This is a genomic window from Erythrobacter sp., from assembly GCF_024305245.1.
GTDB lineage: Bacteria > Pseudomonadota > Alphaproteobacteria > Sphingomonadales > Sphingomonadaceae > Erythrobacter.
Window position 1 is genome coordinate 180283 of record NZ_JAMWYX010000001.1, and the last position, 24413, is coordinate 204695.

20 protein-coding genes are annotated in these 24413 nt (G+C 61.6%); 15 read left to right on the top strand and 5 right to left on the bottom strand.

Going from position 1 to position 24413, the window contains the following annotated elements:
* The first annotated feature begins 81 nt into the window (after positions 1–81).
* The 4 genes from Q0L48_RS00970 to Q0L48_RS00985 all read left to right on the top strand — a co-directional run bounded on the left by Q0L48_RS00970 (position 82) and on the right by Q0L48_RS00985 (position 7544).
* Positions 82–2253: an EAL domain-containing protein gene (locus Q0L48_RS00970; protein WP_296716222.1), complete on the top strand. Its 2172-nt coding sequence runs from the start codon at positions 82–84 to the stop codon at positions 2251–2253.
* A 79-nt stretch (positions 2254–2332) separates the two neighbouring features.
* Positions 2333–4150 carry a translation elongation factor 4 gene (gene lepA, locus Q0L48_RS00975; RefSeq protein ID WP_296716224.1) on the top strand — a complete coding sequence of 606 codons (1818 nt, stop codon included), beginning with the start codon at positions 2333–2335 and terminating at the stop codon, positions 4148–4150.
* A gap of 605 nt (positions 4151–4755) precedes the next feature.
* Positions 4756–5826 (top strand): hypothetical protein, encoded by a 1071-nt coding sequence (locus tag Q0L48_RS00980; RefSeq protein ID WP_367273981.1) that lies wholly within the window; start codon positions 4756–4758, stop codon positions 5824–5826.
* Positions 5827–5882: 56 nt separating this feature from the next.
* Positions 5883–7544: a hypothetical protein gene (locus tag Q0L48_RS00985; RefSeq protein ID WP_296716226.1), complete on the top strand. Its 1662-nt coding sequence runs from the start codon at positions 5883–5885 to the stop codon at positions 7542–7544.
* Between the two features lie 59 nt (positions 7545–7603).
* Here Q0L48_RS00985 and Q0L48_RS00990 read toward each other — a convergent pair whose 3' ends face one another.
* Positions 7604–8455 (bottom strand): hypothetical protein, encoded by an 852-nt coding sequence (locus Q0L48_RS00990; RefSeq protein ID WP_296716230.1) that lies wholly within the window; start codon positions 8453–8455, stop codon positions 7604–7606.
* A 116-nt stretch (positions 8456–8571) separates the two neighbouring features.
* Between Q0L48_RS00990 and Q0L48_RS00995 the strand changes: the two genes are divergently transcribed.
* Entirely contained in the window at positions 8572–9357 is a 786-nt protein-coding gene (locus Q0L48_RS00995; RefSeq protein WP_296717076.1) for an outer membrane protein assembly factor BamD, read from the top strand.
* On the opposite strand, the gene Q0L48_RS01000 is transcribed toward Q0L48_RS00995, so the two are convergent.
* The gene (locus Q0L48_RS01000; protein WP_296716232.1) at positions 9344–10864 is read right to left on the bottom strand and encodes a lipopolysaccharide biosynthesis protein; all 1521 of its coding nucleotides are present in this window, start codon (positions 10862–10864) and stop codon (positions 9344–9346) included. The two genes, Q0L48_RS00995 and Q0L48_RS01000, sit on opposite strands and share 14 nt — an antisense overlap.
* A gap of 104 nt (positions 10865–10968) precedes the next feature.
* On the opposite strand from Q0L48_RS01000, the gene Q0L48_RS01005 reads away from it, so the two are divergent.
* From Q0L48_RS01005 to Q0L48_RS01020, 4 genes are all read left to right on the top strand, one after another.
* Complete coding sequence (locus tag Q0L48_RS01005) at positions 10969–11844, top strand: sulfotransferase domain-containing protein (RefSeq protein ID WP_296716235.1); 876 nt, start codon at positions 10969–10971, stop codon at positions 11842–11844.
* 147 nt (positions 11845–11991) lie between these two features.
* Positions 11992–13659, top strand: coding sequence for a DNA repair protein RecN (gene recN, locus Q0L48_RS01010; RefSeq protein WP_296716237.1), 1668 nt, complete (start codon positions 11992–11994; stop codon positions 13657–13659).
* Positions 13659–15815: an NAD-dependent DNA ligase LigA gene (ligA, locus tag Q0L48_RS01015; protein WP_296716238.1), complete on the top strand. Its 2157-nt coding sequence runs from the start codon at positions 13659–13661 to the stop codon at positions 15813–15815. Before recN ends, ligA begins: the two co-directional genes overlap by 1 nt.
* Positions 15815–16315, top strand: a complete 501-nt coding sequence (locus tag Q0L48_RS01020) for a CinA family protein (protein ID WP_296716240.1) — start codon at positions 15815–15817, stop codon at positions 16313–16315. The genes ligA and Q0L48_RS01020 overlap by 1 nt, the downstream gene beginning before the upstream one ends.
* A 9-nt stretch (positions 16316–16324) precedes the next feature.
* On the opposite strand, the gene Q0L48_RS01025 is transcribed toward Q0L48_RS01020, so the two are convergent.
* Positions 16325–16996, bottom strand: a complete 672-nt coding sequence (locus tag Q0L48_RS01025; RefSeq protein ID WP_296716242.1) for an SDR family oxidoreductase — start codon at positions 16994–16996, stop codon at positions 16325–16327.
* 241 nt (positions 16997–17237) lie between these two features.
* Between Q0L48_RS01025 and Q0L48_RS01030 the strand changes: the two genes are divergently transcribed.
* A complete protein-coding gene (locus tag Q0L48_RS01030) occupies positions 17238–18395 on the top strand; it encodes a PAS domain-containing sensor histidine kinase (protein ID WP_296716243.1) in 1158 nt (385 codons plus the stop codon).
* On the opposite strand, the gene Q0L48_RS01035 is transcribed toward Q0L48_RS01030, so the two are convergent.
* The gene (locus Q0L48_RS01035; RefSeq protein ID WP_296716244.1) at positions 18392–19333 is read right to left on the bottom strand and encodes a 50S ribosomal protein L11 methyltransferase; all 942 of its coding nucleotides are present in this window, start codon (positions 19331–19333) and stop codon (positions 18392–18394) included. The genes Q0L48_RS01030 and Q0L48_RS01035 overlap by 4 nt on opposite strands.
* Position 19334: 1 nt before the next feature.
* A complete protein-coding gene (locus Q0L48_RS01040) occupies positions 19335–20072 on the bottom strand; it encodes an SDR family NAD(P)-dependent oxidoreductase (RefSeq protein ID WP_296716246.1) in 738 nt (245 codons plus the stop codon).
* A gap of 109 nt (positions 20073–20181) precedes the next feature.
* On the opposite strand from Q0L48_RS01040, the gene sdhC reads away from it, so the two are divergent.
* From sdhC to Q0L48_RS01065, 5 genes are read left to right on the top strand one after another with little or no spacing between them, the layout of a single operon-like run.
* Positions 20182–20562, top strand: a complete 381-nt coding sequence (gene sdhC, locus Q0L48_RS01045; RefSeq protein WP_296716247.1) for a succinate dehydrogenase, cytochrome b556 subunit — start codon at positions 20182–20184, stop codon at positions 20560–20562.
* A 13-nt stretch (positions 20563–20575) separates the two neighbouring features.
* Entirely contained in the window at positions 20576–20962 is a 387-nt protein-coding gene (sdhD, locus tag Q0L48_RS01050; RefSeq protein ID WP_296716250.1) for a succinate dehydrogenase, hydrophobic membrane anchor protein, read from the top strand.
* Complete coding sequence (gene sdhA / locus Q0L48_RS01055; protein WP_296716252.1) at positions 20962–22830, top strand: succinate dehydrogenase flavoprotein subunit; 1869 nt, start codon at positions 20962–20964, stop codon at positions 22828–22830. The genes sdhD and sdhA overlap by 1 nt, the downstream gene beginning before the upstream one ends.
* A 14-nt stretch (positions 22831–22844) precedes the next feature.
* Positions 22845–23942, top strand: coding sequence for a saccharopine dehydrogenase family protein (locus tag Q0L48_RS01060; protein ID WP_296716254.1), 1098 nt, complete (start codon positions 22845–22847; stop codon positions 23940–23942).
* Positions 23939–24388 (top strand): thiol-disulfide oxidoreductase DCC family protein, encoded by a 450-nt coding sequence (locus tag Q0L48_RS01065; protein ID WP_296716255.1) that lies wholly within the window; start codon positions 23939–23941, stop codon positions 24386–24388. Before Q0L48_RS01060 ends, Q0L48_RS01065 begins: the two co-directional genes overlap by 4 nt.
* Positions 24389–24413: the final 25 nt, after the last annotated feature.

Here is a 24413-nt window from a genome sequence, read left to right on the forward strand (position 1 = left end):
GACACAGCAATCGGAGCAATCCGCGTGAAAGCGGGTGCTGCGAAATTGGAGGTTGTGCCGAAAGTGTCCCTTAAGGGTCTCTTGTCAGTCCGTGGTTCTGCCGCGTCGCGCGCGCCGCGCGGCGAAGTCGCTTCGGCCCTGTCCGATGGCGAACGACTGGCGATGCTCGATGAACTCGAACGATCGGGGTTGGGCTGGTTCTGGGCGAGCGATGCCGCAGGCAAGCTGACCTACATTTCGGCCAAGATTGCCGAGCGGCTCGATGTGTCGCTCGATACCTTGCTGGGCCAACCGCTCACCGCGATCTTTACGGCGGCCGAACGCGAAGGCCGTTCCAAGTCGTTGCCGCTGATGATGGGCGCGCACAAGGCCTTTTCCGGCATGGCAGTGCGCGCGGCGCGGCGGCCCGATGGCCCGGTTCTCCGGCTGGCAGGGCAGCCGATCTTCAGCGACGGCGACCGGTTCCTCGGTTTTCGCGGCACCGGCGCGGATATTACGAACGAATTCTTCCGGGAGGAGGAGACCGCTCGCCTTGTTCGGGTCGATTCGCTCACCGGCCTGTCCAACCGCCATCGCATGGCCCACCACATCGAAACCACCCTGACCGCGTTCAAGGCGGCGAAACGCAATTGCGCGGTTATGATGCTGGATCTCGACCGGTTCAAGCATGTCAACGATACGCTGGGCCATGCTGCCGGCGACCAATTGCTCAAACAGGTTGCAGAGCGCCTGACGCGCGCGATCGATCGTGAGTGCGAAATCGGCCGATTGGGCGGCGACGAATTCCAGGTCATGCTGCCTGATATCGACGACCGCGGCGTGCTGGGCGAACTGGCGGCAAAGATCATCGCCATGCTGCGCCAGCCCTATAGTCTGGACGAAGGGCGCTGTGTGATCGGCGCATCGGTGGGTGTCGCGATTGCTCCGCATGACGGCGTGACCTGCGACGAAATCGTGCGGGCTGCCGACCTTGCGCTTTATGCCGCCAAGAACGGTGGACGCGGGCAATATCGTTTCTTCTCGGGCGAGCTTGAGAATGAGACGATCTTTCGCCGCAGGCTGGAACAGCATCTCGGAGAGGCGCTGCAAGAGGAGCAGCTTTTCCTGCAGTTCGAACCGATCGTCGACGCCGCGTCGCAGGCGGTGCAGGGGCTCGAGGCGCATGTGTGCTGGGACCACGCCGAACGCGGGATCATCGATCACGAGGAGTTCGCCCAGATCGTCGAAGGGTCGAGCCTGCTTGGCGAGGTCGGGATGTGGGCGATCGGCGAAGCCTGCCGCAGCGCGGCGCAGTGGCCCGAGAACCTGCGCATTGCGGTCAACGTGCCGGTGCCGCTGTTCCTGTCCGAGACCTTCGTGGAAGACGTCAGCGCGGCGCTGGATGCCACGGGCATCGCAGCCGGAAGGCTGGAACTGGAGATCAGCGAGGCTGTATTCTTCGGCGACACCACGATCGTCGACCGCACGCTGGCAAGCCTGTTCAAGCTCGGCGTGCGCATGACGCTGGACGAATTCGGCTCGGGCTATTCCTCGCTCGCCTATCTGCGCCGTGCTCCGTTTGATGCCATCAAGATCGATCAGAAGCTGGTGGCCGAATCCGAACGTCACGATAGCCGCGAACTGGGGCTGGTGCGCGCGATCGTGGCCTTGGCCGGAGCGCTGGGGATGGATACCATCGCCAACGGCATCGAAAGCCCGGCGCTGCTCGCGATGCTCAACGAATCAGGGGTGCGCTATCTGCAAGGCCCGATTTTCAGCGAGCCGGTCGATCAGGATATGGTCGCTGATGAAATCGCCGGCGGAACATGGAAGATCACGCCCGATTCGAACCGCACCCGCCGGGCCAAGCGACGGACCGTTTTCCGTAAGATTCAGGTGTTCCACGATGATTACGCCTACGAGGTCACGCTCCGCAATCTGTCCCGGACCGGTGCGTTCATTCAGGGTCTGGCGGATGTGCCCAAGGGAACGCAGTTCGTGGTGGATCTGGGCGGCGGACAGCTGGCGGTCGCGACCGTCACCCGATCGAGCGGCGACACGCAAGGCCTCGAGTTCGAACAATCGCTGATCGATGATGGCTCGGGCGGGCTGTGCACCCGCAACCGCGTCTCGCCCTATGCCTTGGCCTCAGCCGGAGCACCGCTCGCTGCACTGGCGCCGGGGAGCTATCAGGGAATGATGGGCGGACTGATCGATCAGAGCGGCGCGCCCAAGTTCGGCTATGCCCCAGGCTCCCGGCTCGAAGCGGGCTGACACGGCGATTCTGGCGGGGAAGGATGTTGCGTTTTTCTCGAATGACATCGCCGTGACCCGGCGCTAAGTCGCGGGAGCAATGACAGACCTTTCCAAGATCCGCAATTTCAGCATTATCGCCCACATCGATCACGGCAAGTCGACGCTTGCCGACCGGCTGATCCAGTTCACCGGTGGCCTCACCGCGCGCGAGATGTCGGAGCAAGTCCTTGATAACATGGACATCGAGAAAGAGCGCGGGATCACCATCAAGGCCCAGACCGTGCGCCTCAACTACACGGCCAAGGACGGCGAGACCTATCAGCTCAACCTGATGGACACCCCCGGCCACGTCGACTTCGCGTACGAAGTCAGCCGCTCCCTCGCCGCGTGCGAGGGCGCGTTGCTTGTCGTGGACGCGGCACAAGGCGTCGAAGCCCAAACCCTCGCCAACGTTTACCAATCGATCGAGCACGACCACGAAATCGTCCCCGTCATCAACAAGATCGACCTGCCCGCCGCCGAGCCCGAAAAGGTCCGCAACGAGATCGAGGAGATCATCGGCCTCGACGCATCGAACGCGGTCATGACCAGCGCCAAATCGGGCATCGGGATCGAGGACGTGCTCGAAGCCGTCGTCACCCGCATCCCGCACCCGCAGGGCAAGATCGACGCGCCGCTCACCGCCAGCCTCGTGGATTCGTGGTACGACCCGTACCTTGGCGTCGTCATCCTCGTGCGCGTGATCGACGGCAAGCTGACCAAGGGCCTCAACATCCGCTTCATGCAGGGCGGCACCCAGCACCTCGTCGACCGCGTCGGCTGCTTCACCCCCAAGCGCACCGACCTTGGCGAACTCGGCCCCGGCGAAATCGGCTTCATCACCGCCCAGATCAAGGAGGTGGAGCAGGCCCGCGTCGGCGACACCATCACCACGGTCAAAAACGGCGCGAGCCAAGCGCTGCCGGGCTACAAGGAAGTGCAGCCGGTGGTGTTCTGCGGGCTGTTCCCGGTCGACGCCGCGGACTTCGAAAAGCTGCGCGAAAGCATCGGCAAGCTGCGGCTGAACGACGCCAGCTTCTCCTACGAGATGGAATCCAGCGCCGCGCTCGGCTTCGGCTTCCGCTGCGGGTTCCTCGGCCTGTTGCACCTTGAAATCATTCAGGAACGGCTCAGCCGCGAATACGACCTTGACCTCATCACCACCGCGCCTTCCGTGGTGTACCGCATCCATCTTGGCCACACCAAGAACGAGGATGCCAAGGTCATCGACATCCACAATCCCGCCGATTGGCCGGATGTGAACCGGATCGAGATGATCGAGGAACCGTGGATCAAGGCGGTGATCTACACCCCCGACGAATATCTCGGCAGCATCCTGAAACTGTGTCAGGATCGCCGCGGCGTGCAGACCGAACTCACCTATGTGGGCGGCCGCGCGCAGGTGACGTATGAACTGCCGCTCAACGAAGTGGTGTTCGATTTCTACGACCGGCTGAAGTCGATTTCACGCGGATATGCCAGCTTCGATTACGAACAGATCGGCAACCGCGAAGGCGATCTGGTGAAGATGAACATCCTCGTCAACGCCGAAGCGGTCGACGCGCTCAGCCTGATCGTCCACCGCCACGTCGCCGAAGAGCGCGGGCGCGGCATGTGCGAACGCCTGAAAGACCTGATCCCGCGCCACCTGTTCAAGATCCCGATCCAGGCCGCGATCGGCGGCAAGGTGATCGCCCGCGAAACCATCGCCGCGATGCGCAAGGACGTGACCGCCAAGTGTTACGGCGGGGACATCTCGCGCAAGAAGAAGCTGCTGGACAAGCAGAAGAAGGGCAAGGCGAGAATGAGAGAGTACGGCAACGTCTCTATTCCTCAGGAAGCTTTCATCGCCGCTCTTCGTATGGGTGAAGAGTAACCTCTCTCATTCTGAGGATGCGGGAGCGCCGCAGGCGGCCTGCCCCGGCGAAGGCCGGGGGGAATGTCTCGATCCCGCAGGAAGCGTTCATCGCGGCGCTAAGAATGGGCGAGGAGTAACGCTCTCTGTCTCTGTCCTGCAAAAGAGTTGATCTGAAATTCAAACGCGCGGGCTATGCTCTTGCAATAAGTCTGTTAGAAAACAAAAAGTGACGGGGTCCCGCTGCCAGATCATCGCAATGGGTCGCTTCAGCAAAAGCGTTTATCGCCACGTTGTCTATGGGGGAGGATTGAAGTGACCTCCTGTTGAAGAAAAGCGGATCAAAAAGTGGAAATGCACAAATCGATCAAATGGCTTCATCTCTCGGATGTTCATTTTTCCGGTAGAAACTCATACGATCAAAACCGGCTAGTTTCCGCCCTGTTGAAATCATTGCCAAATTTAACCCAGAGGTTTGGCGCTCCGGACTTCGTTTTTTTACGGGTGACATCGCTAATACCGGTAAGGCCGAATAATATCGCGAAGCAGAAAAATTCTTTGAAGATTTGTTGTCCACGTTGGGATTGGAACGAAAGAGGTTACTTTTGGTCCCAGGCAATCATGATGTGGACCGCGCATTCAATGCAGGCCTTAGCCGAGAATTCAACGAACGAAGAGATATCGATAACCTGTTCGGGGGCAACTCGGTTTATAAAATAGAAAAACGGCAGCGTGCTTTCAAAGAATGGTATGAGGGTTACTTTACCGATCGTCAATTTCCATTAGAGTCGACGACTTATATCATTGAAAACTTTGAAAATCAAGGGTTACCGATTGAGATCGTCGGAATAAATTCGGCGGCATTTTCATTTGACGACCAGGATCAGGGAAAACTTATTATTTCCCAGCGTTGCATTGAAGAAATTAACAAATCTCAGCGCGCCGATGGAACTTTGAGAATTGGTCTAATTCACCATCCGTTGTCTTGGCTATCTGAGATCGAGAGGTTGCCTGTCCGAGCTGCAATTAGTGATGCGTTTGATTTATTGTTGCATGGCCATTTGCATGGGAACGAGGTTGAGATCGCGCATGGCTCAAGCGGGCACTTGATTACGATAGCTAGTGGAGCTTTGTACCAAGGCTCGAATTGGTTAAATGTTGCTAATTTTGCAACACTCGCGGGTTCGGATTTAACTGTTCAACCAATTCGGTATCATGATTCACCGAGGGAGATTTGGACACAGGATACCTCACTTTTCCCGAATGATCCGGCATATGCTGGTCGCTTTTTCGTCCAGCGCCGCAGAAAAGATACAACAGGCGCATTGCTGTCGATTGAGGGCACCTCAATCGAGCAAATCCTTACAGCAGATAACTTATCCGGCGGATGGCAAAGCGGCCTTTTCGTGGCACCTTCCGGAAAGCTGATCTACACTGAGCCCCGCCTTTGCCGCAAACCGCAATCAGCGGCATTGGAATTCGATGAGACCTTGGATGCAATTTCTATCTCGGATTTTCTAGAGTGTAGAAAATCGTATGCAATCGACACTCGCTCTGAATATGGCGGATCAACCTTGCTCGGCAGGCTCTCGACTGAAATGTCGCTTCGCGGAATGAGTTATTTTTCCGGCGATGCGCGCACTTTACCCAATTATAAGAAAAAACTCGTTGAGAGTATAACAAATGGTAAAAAATAGAAGACAAGTCAATTATTATATTATTAGATAATGTGGATCTCGAGAGAGATCGAAAGATGATTTCTGAACTCGGTAAAATTGAATGCGTATCCCGTATTATTGCTGTTTGTGCCAATAGAGGGCTTACGCCAGCAAGTGGGATTGTGTTGCAAGAGATTGGCCTCCAGTTCGAACAATTGTACCTTTGGACACTGTCGCGCGCTCAGATTAGGGAGTTGACAGAATCGTTTTTTGACACAGACGATTTTGAGATGACTTCACTAGTCACTCAAAAGGTGTATGATGATCTGCTGGGTCTGTGCATACCTTTGACTCCTAATAACGTCATTATGTACATGAAAATACTTTTCGTTGATGGGAATTTTATTCCTATAAACCGAGTTGATATTCTTCAGAAATTTTTGATGGACTCATTGAGAAGGCCGAGCGATAGTTTTACGGGTTCCTTCAATTATAGAAATAAAATCGATATTATTGCGGAATTTTCTAAGCTATTACTTCGAGAAGAAAGGGGGTACTTCACACAAAAGGACTGGCTTAATTTTTGTGATGAGTTCAAAGCGAGGACACTTTTAGGTTTTAATTCCAACTCTATTTTAGATGAAATTCTAGAAGCCCGCATATTTGCGAGATCAGGAGAGCGTATCTTTTTCAGGTATGGATTTTTCTATTCTTTCGCCCTTGGATCTGCCTTGAATAGCGATCAAGGGGCACTTGATGAATTTCTCCAAGATCGTAACTACACTAGCGTCTCTGATGTGCTTGATGTTGTGACTGCACTAAATCCAAATAGCGACCGAATAATCGATGCGTTAGGTAGTGATCTTGTCCGGGCACTTCAAGAGTTTCAGGAGCAAGTAGTAAAAGAAAATTTTGACCCTTTGTTGGATGCTCTTTGGGCGTCAAATGATAAAGAAGATGAGCAGACATGGCAGCCTATTGCGAAAGCAATTTCCGAGGGGCCCGAAAAGCCCGAGAAGATTGATAGCCTCAAGTCATCTTATTTGGCAGAGGCTCGGACCGCTGATCAAGAAGTAACAATAAAAAAGTTCCACGAAATTGAATACAATTTGGTTATAATTAAAAAAAATCTTGTCGAGGTTTTGAAGAATGTCAACGACGTTGATCGTGATAAGAAGGTGTCTGCTTATGAGAGCCTTCTAAAAGCTGAGCTTTGTTCTTTCCAAGTTGGAACGGTATTTGCACCCGAGTTGGCTCAAAGTAGGTTTTATCGTTGGGGTGCCATAGCCTTCCTCGACTTTAACAAGGCTGCAAAGGATTTAAATCCCGTGTCGGCTGAAGCCATCTCGAATGTCGTTGTTTCGCTGTCGCGTTCCGTTGCGATAAAGAGCCGTCAAGATCTTGCATTTCAGAAGCTCGGAGGAATTTTTGCTGACCGAGCACTAAGGACTGTTTCAGTAGGTTATCTGGAGGTTTTGAATTTTTACCACCTGATAGGCGGCAGAGCTGAGGGATGGGAGAAAGCGGCAGAGCACCTGCTTGAGAAGGCAAGTCCGGGGAGTCTGTACCTTTTGATAATGTTACGGGGAATATTGGATGAACTTAAGCATGACGTGGTCAGGATAGGCGACCGCTCAAAACTTAAGCGCCTCGTAGCTTATACACGGGCAAAGCGTATGTACGTCGTTTCAAAGCCAAGTGATCAGCAGATCGCGAATTTTATTCAAAAAATGAGCAAGGAAGAGTTGATAGCGTAGCGGCTTAATCGGCATCCAGCAGGTGGTTACCCTCTCCGTTCCGGGGAGAATCGCCGTCTTCAAGGATCAAACCCCTCATCCTTCAACGTCCACTCCGTCTTCGGCGGCTCCGGCTCCGGCGACACGTACGGCCCCGGCGGTGTTGACCAGGGGCCGTCGCTCAGCGGCGTGATATTCACCAGCGCCCGCGCGGCCTCGCTGGCGGCCTGTGCGTCGAGATCGCGCTCGCGCAAAGCCACGAACCGCGTCCATGCCTCGCGGGTTTCTTCGGATAGCTTGGCCCACTGCGCGGCCTGCTTGGCCTCGATCCGGCGGCGCATTGCGGTGATCTTGCGGTCGATGCTGGCCTGCACCTCGGCGCAGGAGACATTGCTTTGCTGCGCCTCCCATTCCTCGCGCCATTGTTTCTTCAGCCGCTCGACCTGCATCGCGCCGACCGCGTTCAGGCCCCCCATGCCGGAAACGCGCCGGCCATCCGCGAACCGCTCGGGCGCGCGGTTGCGCAGCATGAACATCAGCAGCCGGTCATTATAGCGCGTGCGGGTGCCGATCAGCGCGCCATAGGAATAGAGCGGCTCCTCCACGCCATTGAGCGCGCGGTCCATCGCCACGTCCTCGATCCGCTGCACGCCGAAGTCGAGCGCGCGTTGCCATGCGGCGCGGAACTCGTCGGCTCCGGGCTGGCGGCGCAGGTGGTAGGCGCCGGCCTGGCTCATGTCGGCGGTCTTGCACGCGGCCGCGACCGATCCGGTATCGGCGAGCGCTTCGATGAAGGTGCGCTGGCGTTGGGGCGTCCAGCCGTCGTGGCGTTCGCATTGGCGCGGGACGGGGGTGAAGGCGAGCAGCTCTCCTTGCGCGACAATATCGCGGACGGGGAGGCGGGCGGTGCGGGGGTCTGATCGTCGGGTCATAAGGAGATTTGGATCACAAAACCGCCGAGTAGGAAAATGTGGGCGGGGAGGGGCAGGCGGTGCGCCTTCACTTGGCGTTCAGCGCAGGCATCGTTATAGAGCGGGCCATGGCCACCATGTTCCACACCCGTATCGCGCGCGCAGCCCTGCTCGGCGCGACCCTTGCCACCGTGTCGGCCTGCGCCGGCAGCACCGAGGGCGCGGATGTCGCCTACGTCGCGCGCGATGTCGAATCGCTCTATGGCGAAGCGCAGCGGCGGCTCGATAACGGCAACACGCTGGTCGCCGCCGCGCTGTTCGACGAGGTGGAGCGCCAGCACCCCTATTCGCCCTGGGCCCGCCGCGCGCAGCTGATGAGCGCGTTCAGCTATTATATCGCGCGCGATTACAACAAGGCGATCCAGAACGCGCAGCGGTTCCTGTCGATCCACCCGGGCAACAAGGATGCGCCTTACGCCTATTACCTGATCGCGCTCAGCTATTACGAGCAGATCAGCGATGTGAACCGCGACCAGAAGATCACCGAGCAGGCGCAAACCGCGCTGCGCGAGGTCAACCGGCGCTTTCCGCAGACCGAATATGCTGCCGATGCGCGGCTGAAGCTCGATCTGGTGGCCGATCACCTTGCGGGCAAGGAGATGGAGATCGGGCGCCATTACCAGCGCATGGGCCTGTGGCTCGCCGCCGACATGCGGTTCCGCAACGTGATCGAGAAGTTCGACACCACCAGCCACACGGCCGAGGCATTGTACCGCCTCACCGAAAGCAGCATCGCGCTGGGCATTCCGGAAGAGGCGGTGAAGTATGCCTCGGTGCTGGGCGCGAACTACCCCGGCAACGAGTGGTACGAAAAGGCGTTCAAGCTGGTGAACAAGCACGCAGGCGGCGTCACGGCGTCCTAGCCTTCGCGCGTTCGAGCAGAGAACGCCGCGTCCGGTTCAGGAACGCGAGGCTCGCACGTTCGGCCCCGTCGGGCCTCCCTGCGCCGAGCCATATGAGCGTGAGGAAAGCGGGATAGAGGATCGCGCCCAAGCCAACGGCGAGGCCCACCTTCAGGAACGGCTCGTCCAGCATCGGCGACACGGCGGCGCGGCTCATGATCGCAAGAATGGCCGCGCTCATCGCGCCCGCAGCGACCAACGGGCGCCACACCACCGACAATTGCGTCGCTACCGAGATCCCGGTGATGATGGCGACCAGACGGACGTTGAGGCCGATGTTGATCAGGCTCGACAGCGCGCGCCCGGCGACCATCCCCATCAGCGCGCCGATATCGGTCGCCATGCCCGCGAGCAGGCCCGCAAAGACGATCGGGATGCGGATCATGAACACCCGCATATCCCGTTTGAACACCTCTTTCGTGCGGTTGAGCGCCATCGCCAGCGGTTGCGAGCTTTCGCTCACTTGCAGCGCGCTCAGGATGACAAGCACCTGAATCACCGGAACGGCCGGCAGCCACGCGCTGCCCATGGCCAGTTCAACCAGCGAGCGTGCCACCAACGCAAATCCGAAACCGACCGGCATCGCCAGCAGGCACACGAGACCCTGCGCATTCAGATAGGCGGTGCGCAGGCGATGCAAGTCGTCCTGCATTCTTGAAAACGCCGGGAAGAACAGCGTTCGGATCGGCCCCAGCCCTTCCTTGACCGGCAGATAGGCGATGCGATTGCCGACCGAATATTGGCCCACCGCGCTGGTCGGAACGAACAGCCCCAGCAAAACCGGGTCGAGCCGCCAGTTCGCCGTCTGGATGCCATTGCTCAAGGTCAGCCAGAACGAAAACGACAGCAGGTCGCGGTATCCCCTGAACGAGAACCGCGGGCGATAGGGCCGGATCGCATAGGACACAATCACCCGCGCCAGCTGTGCGGCAAGGCTGCCCAGCACCAGCGCCCAGAACGAACGGAAAAGATAGGCAAGCGTGATCGCAACGGCGAAACCGACGAATTTTGACGCTACGTTCAGCGCGAATTCCTGCCAGAATATCAGCTTGCGCGTGAAGGTCACCAGCATCGGGTTTTCCAGCCCGCCGATGACCGTTGCCCCGGCCAGCACGAAGAACAGGTCGATCAGCCGGGCGTCGCCGTAAATCCTTGCAAACACAAACCCCAACGCGGCCATTACTGCTGCCAGCAGCACCGCTCGTATAAGGTTCAAGGTCCAGGCCGTGTGATAGTGATGGGCTTGCGGTTTGCGGTGCTGGATCAGCGCATGCGCGAGTGAAAGCTCGGTGATGGCGGCAACCATCGCAAAGATGGATTCGGCCAAGGCCACCAGACCGAAATCTTCCGGCACCAGCAGGCGCGCAAGTACAAGGGTGCTTATCAGCCCCAGACCGTTGACCAGCAGCCGCGACGATCCGATCCAGGCTGCGCCCTTCGATAGCGAGCCTCGTGCGCTTCCGGTCATGGCAGCGTCCCGATCATGGGCGGGAAGTGCACCAAACAGGACGGCTGGCGGCGGCGATGTCCGAGATTAGGGACTTGGCGCGCTGCAGCCCTGATGTGCGGCGCATGAAACCGGACTTCATTATCGCAGGCGCGCCGAAATGCGCTACGACCGCCCTGTTCGATTACCTGGCGCAGCACCCGCAGGTTTTCGCCAGCAATCCTAAGGAACCGCATTACTTCGCGTCGGCCGCGCTGGGCCATCCTGTCATGCAGGGCGATTATTCGCTGGAAGACTATCAGAACCTGTTTGCCGGTCGGGCTCCGGGGCAGCTCGCCGGGGAAGGCTCCACGCACTACCTTCACCACGCGGCCGCGGTTGCACCGCTGATGGCCGCACAGGTTCCGAACGTGAAGCTGATTTTCTGTCTGCGTGAGCCGGTTGCGCGGGCCTATTCCCATTTCCTGTTCCGCTACAGCGTGGCCGGGCCATACACGCTTGGCGGAATGGGGCAGGTGCGCAACTTCACCGACTTCGCGCAAGATGCCGAGGTGTTCCGGATGGGCGATTATGCCGCCCAGCTCGAAATTTTCTACCGGCATTTCGACCCGTCGCAGATTCACCTCGTCTTTTTCGACGACATGGCGCGCGATCTGACCTTCTGTCTGCAGGGAATCTGCCGTTTTCTCGGGATCGATCCGGAACACGCATTCGATCTGACGAAGCGGTCCAACGAAACGGTCTATCCGCGAATGCCGGATGTGATGCCGCTGGCGGATCGGTTCGCCACGCGGGCCTATCGGCGGCTGACGATCCCCCAGCGGCGCAAGCTGCTTGGCTTGCGAAGATCGCTGATGTTCGGGCGCGGCGCGCCGAAACCCGGAATGACGCAAGCGGAAGGGAATTTCGTGCAATCCTTGTATCGCGATTCCGTTAAGCAGCTGGAGGTTCTTACCAACCGTGATCTGGCCTCTTGGCAAAGAGCGCGGCAAAAGCCTTAACCTGCGTTTCTCTGACTGGCGGATGGTAGCGCGCGGGGGCACGGAAGTCTTCGGCTCTGCAAGGGGGCGGATGACCGTGAATTCGGGGATTGCCCGATGCTTCCCACGTGACGCGCCCGCCCGCCTGCGCTATCCGTTGCGGCACCCATGCTGACCCGGCTTTCGATCCGCAATATCGTCCTTATCGAAGCGCTCGATCTCGATTTCGCGCGCGGGCTGGGCGTGCTTACGGGGGAGACGGGGGCGGGCAAGTCGATCCTGCTCGATGCGCTGGGGCTGATCCTTGGCGACCGCGCAGAAACGTCGCTGGTGCGCAGCGGCGAGGACAAGGCCAGCGTTACCGCCAGTTTCGAATTCGCCGCGCTGCCGCCCGCCATCGCCGCCGCGCTGGACGATGCCGATATCGCCATCGAACCGGGCGAGCCGCTGCTGATCCGGCGGCAGGTCAAGGCGGACGGCGGTTCCAAGGCTTTCATCAATGATCAACCCGCCAGCGTCGCGCTGCTGCGCGAACTCGCGCCTGCGCTGGTCGAATTGCACGGCCAGCACGATGATCGCGGGCTGGTGAACCCGCGCGGACACCGGCTGCTGCTCGATCGCTATGCCGCAACCGACACCGCCGGGCTGGAGCGTGCCTATGCCGCATGGGCGCGGGCCGAGGCGCAATTGTCCGAAGCACGCGAGGCGGTGGAACAGGCCAAGGCCGATCAGGACTTGCTGATCGCGCATCTGGCGGAACTTTCGACGCTGGGGCCGGTCGCGGGCGAGGAAGCGCGCCTCGCCGCGACCCGCGCCGATATGCAGAAGGGCGAGAAGCTGGCCGGTGATCTGGAAACGCTGCGCCATGTCTGGGAAGGATCGGATTCGCCGCTCGCTGCGCTGCGAGTGGCGGCGCGCAAGCTGGACCGGATCGCGCCCGAACACCCCTTGCTTGCGGAGGCGCTGGCGGCGCTGGACCGCGCGGTGATCGAAGCGGGCGAGGCGGAGGAGAAACTGCAAAAGGCCGCCGAGGCGCTGCTGCACGATCCCGCCGCGCTCGACGCTGCCGAAACCCGCCTGTTCGAACTGCGCGCTGCCGCTCGCAAGCACCGCTGCGATGTCGACGACCTGCCCGAACTGATGCGCACGATGCGCAGCCACCTCGATGCGATCGAGGGCGGGGAGGCGCAGCTGGATGCGCTGGAGGCGGCGGCGAAGGAAACCCGCACCGCCTATGTCGCGGCGGCGGAGAAATCCCACGCGGCGCGGGTCGCGGGCGCGGCCAAGCTGGACAAGGCGGTGGCGGCGGAACTTGCGCCGTTGAAGCTGGATGCCGCGCGCTTCCTGACGCAGGTAACGAAGCTGCCCGAAGACCGCTGGGCCGCGCACGGCATGGACGCGGTCGAATTTCTGATCTCGACCAACCCCGGCGCGGATTTTGCACCTTTGGGCAAGATCGCGAGCGGCGGCGAGCTGTCGCGCTTCATCCTCGCGCTGAAGGTGGCGCTGGCGGAGAAGGGCGGGGCAGCGACGATCATCTTCGACGAAATCGACCGCGGCGTGGGCGGGGCGGTCGCCTCTGCCATCGGCGAGCGGCTCGCGCGGCTGGCGGCGCAGGAAGGGCAATTGCTGGCAGTGACGCACTCGCCGCAAGTGGCAGCGCGCGGCGGCCAGCATTATCTGATCGCCAAGGCCTCCAGCGGGATCGTGACCAAGACCAGCGTCGCGCTGCTGGATGCAGCCGGGCGGCAGGAGGAAATTGCGCGGATGCTGTCGGGCGCCGAGGTTACGCCGGAGGCAAGGGCGCAGGCGGATCGGTTGCTGGAGGGGGTTTGATGGGCGAGACCGCAGCTGTCTCCGAAGCTGAAGCCGCGAATGAATTGATGCGGTTGGCGCGCGCCATCGTGAAGCATGACCGGCTGTATCACGCCGAGGACTCGCCCGAGATTACGGACGCCGAATACGACGCGCTGGTACGCCGCAATGCGGAGCTGGAGGCGGCGTTTCCGCACCTGATCCGCGAGGATTCTCCGTCGCGCAAGGTGGGCCATGCGGTCGCGTCCTCGCCGCTCGGCAAGGTCGCGCACGAGGTTCGGATGATGAGCCTCGACAATGCCTTTTCGCCCGAAGAAGTGGCCGAATGGCTCGCGCGGATGCGGCGGTTCCTGAACCTGCCCGAAGGCGAGCCGCTGGCTATCACCGCCGAGGACAAGATCGATGGATTGTCCTGCTCCCTGCGCTACGAAAACGGCGCATTGGTGCGCGCCGCCACGCGCGGTGACGGGCAGGTGGGCGAGGACGTGACACCGAACGTCGCGCACATCCCCGATATCCCGCAAAAGCTTCCCGCTGGCGTGCCCGAGGTCTTCGAGGTGCGCGGAGAGGTCTATATGGAAAAACAGGCCTTTACCGCACTCAATGCTGCGCAGCATGAAGCGGGTGGAAAGCTGTTCGCCAACACCCGCAATGCCGCTGCCGGAAGCTTGCGGCAGAAGGATGCGAGCGTCACCGCGAAACGCCCGCTGCGGTTCTGGGCGCATGGCTGGGGGGCGGTATCGGAGCTTCCCGGCAGCACGCAGGCCGAGGTCGTTGAAACGCTGAAACGGTGGGGCTTCCCGGTCTCGCCGCTGTTTACCCGGATCGTGGGTGATGCTGCCGATCTGGTCGCGCATTACGACGCCATCGGGCGGGCACGTCCGGATCTGCCCTATGATATCGACGGGGTGGTCTATAAACTCGACCGGCTCGATTGGCAGGAGCGGCTTGGCTTTGTGGCGAAAGCCCCGCGCTGGGCACTGGCGCACAAGTTTCCGGCCGAGCGCGCCGAAACGGTGGTGCAGGGCATCGACATTCAGGTGGGCCGGACCGGCAAGCTCACCCCCGTCGGCAGGCTGGCGCCGGTGCTGGTCGGCGGGGTGACGGTCACCAACGTGACGCTCCACAACCGCGACGAGATCGCGCGGCTCGGCCTTCGCATCGGCGACCGGGTGGTGATCCAGCGCGCGGGCGATGTGATCCCGCAGGTGGTGGAAAACCTCACGCGCCCGAAAGAAGGGGGCGAACCGCGCCCTGCATATCCCTTCCCCGATCACTGCCCCGAATGCGGCAGCGAAGCGGTGGCCGAAGAAGGCGAGGTCGATGTGCGCTGCACCGGCGGGCTGATTTGCCCGGCCCAGCGCACCCAGCGGCTCGAACATTTCGTGTCCCGCAAAGCGCTCGATATCGAAGGGCTGGGCGAGAAGACCATCGCACAGTTCTTTGTTCTGGGGTGGCTCGAAAGTCCGGCGGATATCTTCCGGCTGCGGCAGCGGCGCAGCGACATTCTCGCCCTTGAAGGGTGGCAGGACAAGTCTGTGGACAACCTGTTGGCAGCGGTGGAAACCAAGCGCACGCCCGATGCCGCGCGGCTGCTGTTCGGCCTAGGCATCCGCCATGTCGGCGAAGTCACCGCGCGCGATCTGATGAAGGCGCTGGGCGATCTGCCGTCGCTGCGCACCGCGGCCGAAGCGTTCCATGCCTATCGCACCGACAACCCGCCCACGCCGGACGAGAAGACATCGCCGTTCAAGGCGCGGATGGATCAGGCGGCCAAGGACATGTTCGGCGTGTCCGATCAGTTCGGGGCAGCGGTGGCGCACTCGCTCGCCGATTTCTTCCACGAACCGCACAATGTGGCGGTGTGGGAAGACCTGCTCGAACAGGTGAGCCCGCCGCGTTACGAGGTGAAAACCGTCGCCAGTCGGGTGGCGGGCAAGACTGTGGTGTTCACCGGCAAGCTCGAGACCATGAGCCGCGACGAGGCCAAGGCGCAGGCCGAACGCCTCGGCGCCAAGGCGGCGGGCAGCGTCAGCGCGAAAACCGATCTGCTGGTCGCCGGGCCGGGCGCGGGATCGAAGATGAAGAAAGCCGCCGAACTCGGGATCGAGGTGATCGACGAAGCAGGCTGGGCGGCGATTGTCGCCGAAGCGCAGGAAGTTTCGGGCGGCGGCTGATGGACCTGCTCCATGAACTTGCGCCCCAATCCCTGCGCATCGCCGCACTGCTTCGCGCTCGGGGCGAGAAAGTGGCGGTCGCCGATGGCGCCACCGGCGGCCTGATCGCGGCCAGCCTGCTGACCGTGCCCGGCGCGCTCGATTTCTTCGTCGGCGGCGGGGTGGTCTATTCCTTCCGTGCGCGTGACGTGCTGTTCGATGTGCCGCGTGATGCCTACAAGGGAATGCGCGGGGCGACCGAGGACTACGCGCTTCTTCAGGCCCGCGCGATTGCTGCCAATTTCGGCGCGGATTGGGGGCTGGCCGAAAGCGGCTCGGTCGGCGGGTCGTCGCATCCGAGCGGCGCGCCCGCCGGGCGCAGCGTTGCCGCAGTGGTCGGCCCGCCGGGCGAACATATCCGGCTGCTCGAAACCGGCAGCGAGGTCCGCATCGCCAACATGGGCGCCTTCACCCGCAACGCGCTGCAAGCTTTCGAGGATGCGCTGCTCGCCGCGTCTTAGAGAAAGCGCCTAATCGTTGGGCATCAGATAGATCTCGCGCACGGCCGATGTCGCGGGCTGTTCCAGTGCGAACAACACCGCATTGGCAACATCCCCGGGCTGGATCTTGCCGGACTGGGGCGTATCAAAAAACGGCGTGTCGACCATACCCGGCGCTATCACCGTCGCGCGTCCGCCCCATTCGCGCATTTCTTCGGCCAGGTTTTCGCCGAAGCCGTGGACGAACCACTTGGTCGCCGAATAGACCGATCCCTTCATGTGGTCGCGCCCGGCCTTCGATCCGGTGACGACGAAATGCCCCTTGGTCTTCTTGAGGTGCGGCATCGCGGCATGCGCGGTGTAGAGCACGGCGAGGATGTTGAGGTGGATCATCGCGTGCCATTCCTCAGGGTCGCCCTGTTCGATCCCCGCTTTCGACACGCCCTTGCCGGCATTGGCGAACACCGCTTCGAGGCCGCCGAAATGGTCGGCAGCCTTGTCGATCGCGGCGGCGGCCTGTTCGCGGTCGGTCACATCGCAGGGGAGCGCCAGTGCGGCATCGCCGATGTCGCGCGCCAGGGCTTCCAGTTTGTCGGCCGAACGGGCGAGCAGCGCCACGTTCCAGCCCTTTGCGGCGGCTGCACGGGCCGTGGCAGCGCCAATCCCGGAGGATGCGCCGGTGATGAGAAGAGTGCGGGCCATGAATGTCTCCTGCGTTGATGTGTGTCCCCACCCTATGAAGCGAGCGGGACGCGGCAGTGTTCCGACAAATATCGTCGCCTGCTTCTGCCGGGCCCCGCTTATCCGATGCGTGCCGGTGTCAAAGCCTTGCCTGAGCGCGACATGAGTGACACGGGCGGCTTCGCCTTGGCTCCCGGACGCGCTAACGTCCGGTCAGCAGACGGCTTGATGATACGGCTATCGGACATGGGAGCGTTGAACATTGTTTGAAAACAAGTCCCAATCCGCAGGAGAGCAGCCGAGTCGGTGTTCGTGCGCGCTGCCTTCTGATCTGAAAGACGCCCCGGACTACAGAAAAATGTACGAGCGGGTATCCAAAATGGCTTCCATCGGAGTCTGGGAATACGACCTTTTGCGGCACGAATTGAGCTGGTCCGACGCTGTCTACGATTTGTTTGAAGTACCCCGCGGCCAGCCCATCACCCGCTGTGCTGCCGTCCGATTTTACAGTGACGATTCCCGCATCGAGATGGAGGCCTTGCGGGCGCAGGCAATCGAAACCGGCGGTAGCTTCGGCATCGATATCAAGGTCACGACCGCACTGGGCACCCAGCGATGGATCAATTTGACGGCAGACGTCGAGCAGGAAAACGGCATCTCAGTCCGGATTTTTGGCACCAAGCAAGACATTACTGAACGAAAAAGGGCGCAGGAGCAGGTCAAGCATCTGCAGTCCGAGCGGACCCACACGGCCAGCCGGGCCGCGATGGGCAGCATAGCTGCGACACTGGCTCATGAACTCAATCAGCCGCTCGCTTCGATAGTCAATTATGCGACGGGGACGGCCGAGTATCTGAAATCGGTGCAGATTCCGGCCCCGGCGGCGATCGGATTGCGAGAAATCGAGGTGAACGCTCTACGCGCAGGCGAAGTCATGCGCCGGATGCGGAGAATGATCGAGAAAGGTCGCGGCAATTCCGAGCCGTTCGACCTGACGACAGTTCTGAAAGACGCGGTCATCGTGGCTTGCCCGCCTTCTGCCAAGGTTTCGTTCAAGCTGCAGTTCGCACATTCGGGAACCGTGGCAGCGGACCGCGTCCAGGTGATGCAGGTCGCGGTCAATATCATCCGCAATGCGAGTGAAGCCGTGGAAGGCTCCCGCGATCAGGAGATTTCCATTGAAACTCATGAGGATGGAGATTTTATCATTGTGACGATCGCGGACACCGGACCGGGGCTGCCAGCGGATCTCAACCTGTTCGAACCGGTGGACTCGGCCAAGGCCGGTGGCATGGGGATCGGTCTTTCGATCTGCAGGACAATCGTCGAAGGCAACGGCGGAAAGATTTGGGCTTCGAGCGAAGCCTCCGGTGCACAATTCTGCTTCAAGCTGCCTAAGCTCGACAGCTCGCCGGACTAGCGCAGCCGCGCCCAATCTCGGCGCCGTCGCAGCCACAGGATTGCCCAGTCGCCGCGCTGGAGCCGGGCTGCCATGCGGAAGCCCGCGCGCAGCATCGCCCGCCTGACCGCCGCCTCCTGATCGCCCGCCAGCAATCCGGCCAGCAGCAGGCTGCCGCCGGGCGTAACCGCCTTGGCAAAGGCCGGAGCGAGTTCGACCAGCGGGCCGGCGAGGATGTTGGCGATCAAGAGATCGTAAGGTCCGCGCACCTGTATCAGCGGATCGTCCATTCCTTCGGCGACGATCATCACCGTTTCGCCTGCGCGCGGCCCCATCGGGACCGCGTTGGTTGCGGCGTTTTCCTCGACCACCGGCACGCAGACCGGGTCGATATCGGTGAGCGTCACTTTCGCGCGTGGCCACAGCGCCAGTGCGGCAAACCCGAGCAGCCCGGTGCCGGTGCCGATATCGGCAACGTTGCGAGCGATCACGCCGCTCGCCTTCATGGCGTCCAGCATTTCAAGGCACCCCGCCGTGGTGCGGTGCTGGCCGGTGCCGAAAGCTTGGGAGGCGGGAATGATGAAGTCGATCGCGTCGGGATCGGCGGGGTGTTCGGGGGTATGGATATGGAAGCGCCCGGCGCTGATCGGTTCGACATTGTGCTGGCTCAGCGTCACCCAGTCCTGGGGCGGCAGTTCCTCGACCGTGATTTTCGGCGCCCCGGCTTCTGAAACGCCTTCGAAGAGGCCCGCAAGCGCGGCCTTTTCCGCTTTGCCCGGTTTGCGCGGGAACCAGCCTTCCAGCACCCAGTCGTCGGGCTTGTCCTCGGCGACTTCGTGGCCTGCGATGACCAGTTCGTGGTCCCAGTCGTCAACCAGGTCATGCGCCAGCAGCGCCGCCTGCACGGTGCGCTTGGGCGCGTGGGCGGTGAGTTTCCAGGTGGTTTCAGCGGAGGTCATTTTAACGAACGAAGCTCGCTCCGTTGGCGTCGATCACCGTGCCGGTCATGCTTGGCGGGGCGTCGAGCGCGCAGAAGGCGATGATGGCGGCGATCTCGTCGGGCGTCGCCACCCGGCCCAGCGGAATGTCCGCCAGCAGCCCCGGTCCGCCGCGGCTGGCGAGGTAATCGCCGGCCATGCTGGTGTCGGTAAAGCCGGGGGTGATCGCGAAGCTGAGGATGCCGTCCTTGGCATAGGCGCGCGCAATCGTCTTGTGCATCGCCACCATCCCGCTTTTGGCGGCGGCGTAGTGCCAATGCGCCGGGCTGTCCCCGCGATAGGCGGCGCGGCTGGCGACATGGACAAGGCGTCCGGCGAAACCGCGCTCCTGCCAGTGCAACACCGCAAAGCGCGAAAGCTGCGCGGCGGAGGTGAGGTTGACCCGCAGCGTATCCTCCCACGCATCGAGCCATTCGATATCGGAACGGTCGAGCCGGTTCGCTTCGAATCGTCCGGCATTGTTCACCACCGCATCGATTTTGCCATCCGCCAGCTCTAGCGTCTGTTGCCACAGCGATTGCGCGGCCAGCGGATCGCCGAAATCGGCGGGGATGATGGGCGGCCCGTCACCGCTTTCCGCCTGCGGGCGCGAGGCCCCACCTGAAGAATGGCCGATCACCTTCGCCCCCCGCGCTGCCAGCGCGTCCAGTGCAGCCTTGCCGATTCCGCGGCTCGATCCCGTAACAAGAATGTGTCCCATGCAAGCGCCTATCCGAAACTTTGCAAGCTGTGTCCACCGCTCGCCGCTTGCCTCAGGCAGCGAGAACGCTAAGTGGGAGGCTCAATTTGCAGGACTGTTCGGGATCACCATGGACCAAAGACCGCTTTCTCCCCATTTGCAGGTGTGGCGCTGGGGGCCGCACATGCTGGTATCGATCCTCCACCGCGCCACGGGTGACGGGCTGGCGCTGGTCGGCCTTGGCGTGCTGGTGTGGTGGCTGGGCGCGCTGGCCAGCGGGCCGGAAGCCTATGCCACGTTCCAGGCCGTGATGGGCTCGATTCCGGGCATGGTGGTGCTGGTGGGCCTGTCGTGGGCGTTCTTCACCCACATGATGAGCGGGCTTCGCCACTTCGTGCTGGATATCGGCGCGGGTTACGAACTCGATACCAATCGCATGTGGTCGATCGCCTCGCCGGTGATCGCCATCCTTCTCACCGCGGCCTTCTGGGCCTTGATCATGCTGCGCTGAAGGGGGCGGAACAATGGGCAACGGAACTTCCATCGGACGCGTGCGCGGGCTGGGCTCGGCGCATCATGGCCCGCATCACTGGCTGGTGCAGCGGTTCACCGCGATCGGCAACCTGGTGCTGATGAGCTGGCTGCTGGTCAGCTTCATCGTCATCGGCGATTTCGGCCATGCCAGCGTGGTCAAATGGCTCACACAGCCGCTCACCGCCACGGCGATGATTCTGCTGGTGGTCAGCCTGTTCTGGCACGCGCGGCTGGGACTGCAGGTGCTGACCGAAGACTATATTCATGACGCCGGCAGCAAATTCGCTGCGATCTCGGTGCTCAATCTTGCAACTATCGGCGGCGGCGCTTTTGCGATCTTCAGCGTGGCCGCGCTCGCATTCGGAGGACAGGCCTGATGGCTACGTCAGCAGCACGCGGAACCGCCAATGATGTCGGAGGCGCGCATCTGAAGGGCGCCTACACGATCACCGATCATACCTATGACGTGGTGGTGGTGGGAGCGGGCGGTTCCGGCCTGCGCGCCACAATGGGTGCAGCCGAATCCGGCCTGCGCACCGCCAACATTTCCAAGGTGTTCCCGACCCGCAGCCACACCGTGGCGGCGCAGGGCGGCATCGCGGCCAGCCTCGGCAACAACAGCCCGGATCACTGGACCTGGCACATGTACGACACCGTAAAGGGGTCTGACTGGCTGGGCGATCAGGATGCGATCGAATATCTCGCACGCGAAGCCCCGGCAGCGGTTTACGAGCTGGAGCATGCGGGCGTGCCGTTCAGCCGCAATGCCGATGGCACCATCTATCAGCGTCCCTTCGGCGGGCACATGCAGAACATGGGCGCAGGCCCGCCGGTGCAGCGCACCTGCGCCGCTGCCGACCGCACCGGCCACGCCATGCTCCACGCGCTGTACCAGCAGAGCCTGAAATACGACGCGGATTTCTTTATTGAATATTTCGCGCTCGACCTCATCATGTCGGATGTGGGCGGCGAGAAGAAGTGCGTCGGTGTGATCGCGATGTGCCTCGATGACGGGACCATCCACCGCTTCCGCGCGCAAAGCGTCGTGCTGGCAACCGGCGGTTATGGCCGCTGCTATTACACCGCCACATCGGCTCACACCTGCACCGGCGACGGCGGTGGGATGGTGCTGCGTGCGGGCCTGCCGTTGCAGGACATGGAGTTCGTGCAGTTCCACCCGACCGGCATCTACGGTGCGGGCGTGCTGATTACCGAAGGCGCGCGCGGGGAGGGCGGATACCTCACCAACTCCGAAGGCGAACGCTTCATGGAGCGCTACGCCCCGTCGGCAAAGGACCTGGCATCGCGCGACGTGGTGAGCCGTTCGATGGCGCTGGAAATGCGCGAAGGGCGCGGCGTGGGGCCGGATGGCGACCACATCTACCTGCACCTCGATCACATCGACCCAGCCGTGCTGGCACAGCGCCTGCCGGGCATCACCGAAAGCGGCAAGATCTTCGCCGGTGTCGATCTGACCCGCCAGCCGCTGCCCGTCACCCCGACGGTGCATTACAACATGGGCGGGATTCCGTGCAATTATCACGGGCAGGTCGTGACGCTCGGGCCGGACGGCAACCCGGATCACGCCATTCCCGGCCTCTATGCCGTGGGCGAGGCAGCCTGCGTTTCGGTGCATGGGGCCAACCGCCTCGGCTCGAACTCGCTGATCGATCTTGTGGTGTTCGGCCGCGCGACCGGGCATCACCTGCGCGACAGCCTGCAGGCCAATGCCAAGCAGCCCGAACTGCCCGCCGACAGCGCCGATTTCGCGCTGACCCGGCTCGATCATTTCCGCTACGCCGAGGGCGGCTCGCCCACCGCGCAGATCCGTGCCGAAATGCAGAAGGCGATGCAGAAGCACTGCGCCGTGTTCCGCGATCAGAAGCTGATGGACGAAGGCGTGGCCAAGCTGGCCGAGCAGAACAAGCGGATGGAGGACATCCACGTCACCGACAAGTCGCTGATCTGGAACAGCGACCTGATCGAGACGCTGGAGCTTGACAACCTCATGAGCCAGGCCAACGTCACGATGGCATCGGCGGCGAACCGCAAGGAAAGCCGCGGCGCCCACGCGCACGAGGATTTCCCCGATCGCAACGATGCCGAGTGGATGAAGCACACCATCGCATGGTTCGACGGCTGGGGCGGCCGCGGCAGCAACAGCCGCATCGATTACCGCCCGGTGCATGAGTATACGCTGTCGGACGATATCGCGTATATCGAGCCGAAAGCGCGGGTTTATTGAGGATCTGACGAGCGGTGCTGCGCGTCGCCATCATCGGTGGCTACGGCAATTTCGGTGCGCATGTGGCGCGCAGCCTCGCTTCTAATCCTGCAATCCATTTGATAATCGCAGGGCGCTCGCTGGCCAAGGCAAAGGACTTTGCGGCCACGCTACCCGCAATCAATCCCGCCGAGGCCGGATACTATGATCTTGACGGTCCTGCCGAAGCGCTCGGCGCGGTGCGGCCTGATCTCGTCATCAACATGGTCGGGCCCTATAATGGGCAGGGCTATGCTGTCGCGGAGGCGGCAATCGCCTGCGGGGCGCATTATTGCGACATTGCCGATGCGCGTGAATTCGTCACTGCCATCGGCGTGCTGGATGATGCCGCGCGCGATGCGGGTGTCACGGTCCTGGCCGGGGCGAGTTCGGTTCCAGCACTAACTGCGGCCTATTGCGACGAAGCAGCGCAGGAGATGCGGACGATCCGCACAGTTGAATACGGTATCAGCGGCGCGGAGCAATCCAATGCGGGCGCGGGCACGGTGGCGGCGGTGCTCGCCTTCGTCGGCCAGCGGTTCACTCACCTGATCGGCGGGCGCATGACCGAGGTTACCGGCTGGGGCGACTTGCGCCGGGTCGAGTTGCCGGGAGTGGGCGTGCGCTGGTTCGGACGGGCCAACGCAGCCGATCTCGATCTGTTCGCGGCGCGCTATCCGGGTCTGACCGAACATTCCTTCTGGGCAGGCCACGCGATCGCGCCGATGCATTTCGGCACCGTTGCTATGGGTTGGCTGGCGCGCTTTGGCCTGTTGCCGCGGCTTGACCGGCTTGCGCCGCAACTCGTGCGCATCGCCAGCCTGTTCGATTGGCTCGGCACAGGTACCAGCGGTTTCTTCATGACCGTCACCGGCGAGGGCGCGGACGGCACGCCCATGACCCGCCGGCACTGGATCATCGCGCGGTCGGGGCACGGCCCTTACATTCCGTGCATTCCGGTGATCCTGATTGCGCGCCAGTTGGCGTACGGGCGCCGGTACGAACCCGGCGCGCGGCCCTGTCTCGGTGTCATCAGCCTGGCCGAATACCGCGCCGAATTCGCCAACTTCGATATCGAGGCCAAGGACGGATGACCCCGCAGCCCTACAGCTACCGCAATTCCTCCGGTGTGCCGGAATTCGACGATACTCGCCCGGTGTTCATTTTCGATCATGTCTGCGTGCTGTGTTCTGGTGGTGTGTCCTTCATCCTGAAGCACGATCGGGAGGGCGCAATTGCCTTCACCTCTGCGCAAGGCCCGCTCGGGCAGGCACTGTGTTGCCATTTCGGGATCGACTGGGACGAAAGTTATGTGTTCCTGCGCAATGGCCGCGCCTACACCAAGAGCGACGGATATTTCGAAGTTGCCCGTACATTGGGCGGGTGGTGGCGGCTTGGACTCATGTTTGCCATTATTCCGCGCGGCTTGCGCGACTGGGCCTATGACCTTGTCGCCCGTAACCGTTACAAGTGGTTCGGAAAGACCGCCAAGGCCTGCGCGCTTCTCACCCCGGAGCAACGCGCACGGCTGATCGGATAGCAATCGCGCTTGACCCGCCTCCCGC

Excerpts from the sequence above, each read along its gene's own strand:
- sdhD (WP_296716250.1), top strand. The coding sequence starts at position 20,576 with ATGGGCAACGGAACTTCCATCGGACGCGTGCGCGGGCTGGGCTCGGCG.
- ligA (WP_296716238.1), top strand. The coding sequence starts at position 13,659 with ATGGGCGAGACCGCAGCTGTCTCCGAAGCTGAAGCCGCGAATGAATTG.
- Q0L48_RS01025 (WP_296716242.1), bottom strand. The coding sequence starts at position 16,996 with ATGGCCCGCACTCTTCTCATCACCGGCGCATCCTCCGGGATTGGCGCT.
- lepA (WP_296716224.1), top strand. The coding sequence starts at position 2,333 with ATGACAGACCTTTCCAAGATCCGCAATTTCAGCATTATCGCCCACATC.
- Q0L48_RS01065 (WP_296716255.1), top strand. The coding sequence starts at position 23,939 with ATGACCCCGCAGCCCTACAGCTACCGCAATTCCTCCGGTGTGCCGGAA.
- Q0L48_RS00995 (WP_296717076.1), top strand. The coding sequence starts at position 8,572 with ATGTTCCACACCCGTATCGCGCGCGCAGCCCTGCTCGGCGCGACCCTT.
- Q0L48_RS01000 (WP_296716232.1), bottom strand. The coding sequence starts at position 10,864 with ATGACCGGAAGCGCACGAGGCTCGCTATCGAAGGGCGCAGCCTGGATC.
- Q0L48_RS01005 (WP_296716235.1), top strand. The coding sequence starts at position 10,969 with ATGAAACCGGACTTCATTATCGCAGGCGCGCCGAAATGCGCTACGACC.
- sdhA (WP_296716252.1), top strand. The coding sequence starts at position 20,962 with ATGGCTACGTCAGCAGCACGCGGAACCGCCAATGATGTCGGAGGCGCG.
- sdhC (WP_296716247.1), top strand. The coding sequence starts at position 20,182 with ATGGACCAAAGACCGCTTTCTCCCCATTTGCAGGTGTGGCGCTGGGGG.
- Q0L48_RS00990 (WP_296716230.1), bottom strand. The coding sequence starts at position 8,455 with ATGACCCGACGATCAGACCCCCGCACCGCCCGCCTCCCCGTCCGCGAT.
- recN (WP_296716237.1), top strand. The coding sequence starts at position 11,992 with ATGCTGACCCGGCTTTCGATCCGCAATATCGTCCTTATCGAAGCGCTC.
- Q0L48_RS01040 (WP_296716246.1), bottom strand. The coding sequence starts at position 20,072 with ATGGGACACATTCTTGTTACGGGATCGAGCCGCGGAATCGGCAAGGCT.
- Q0L48_RS01035 (WP_296716244.1), bottom strand. The coding sequence starts at position 19,333 with ATGACCTCCGCTGAAACCACCTGGAAACTCACCGCCCACGCGCCCAAG.
- Q0L48_RS01020 (WP_296716240.1), top strand. The coding sequence starts at position 15,815 with ATGGACCTGCTCCATGAACTTGCGCCCCAATCCCTGCGCATCGCCGCA.
- Q0L48_RS00985 (WP_296716226.1), top strand. The coding sequence starts at position 5,883 with ATGATTTCTGAACTCGGTAAAATTGAATGCGTATCCCGTATTATTGCT.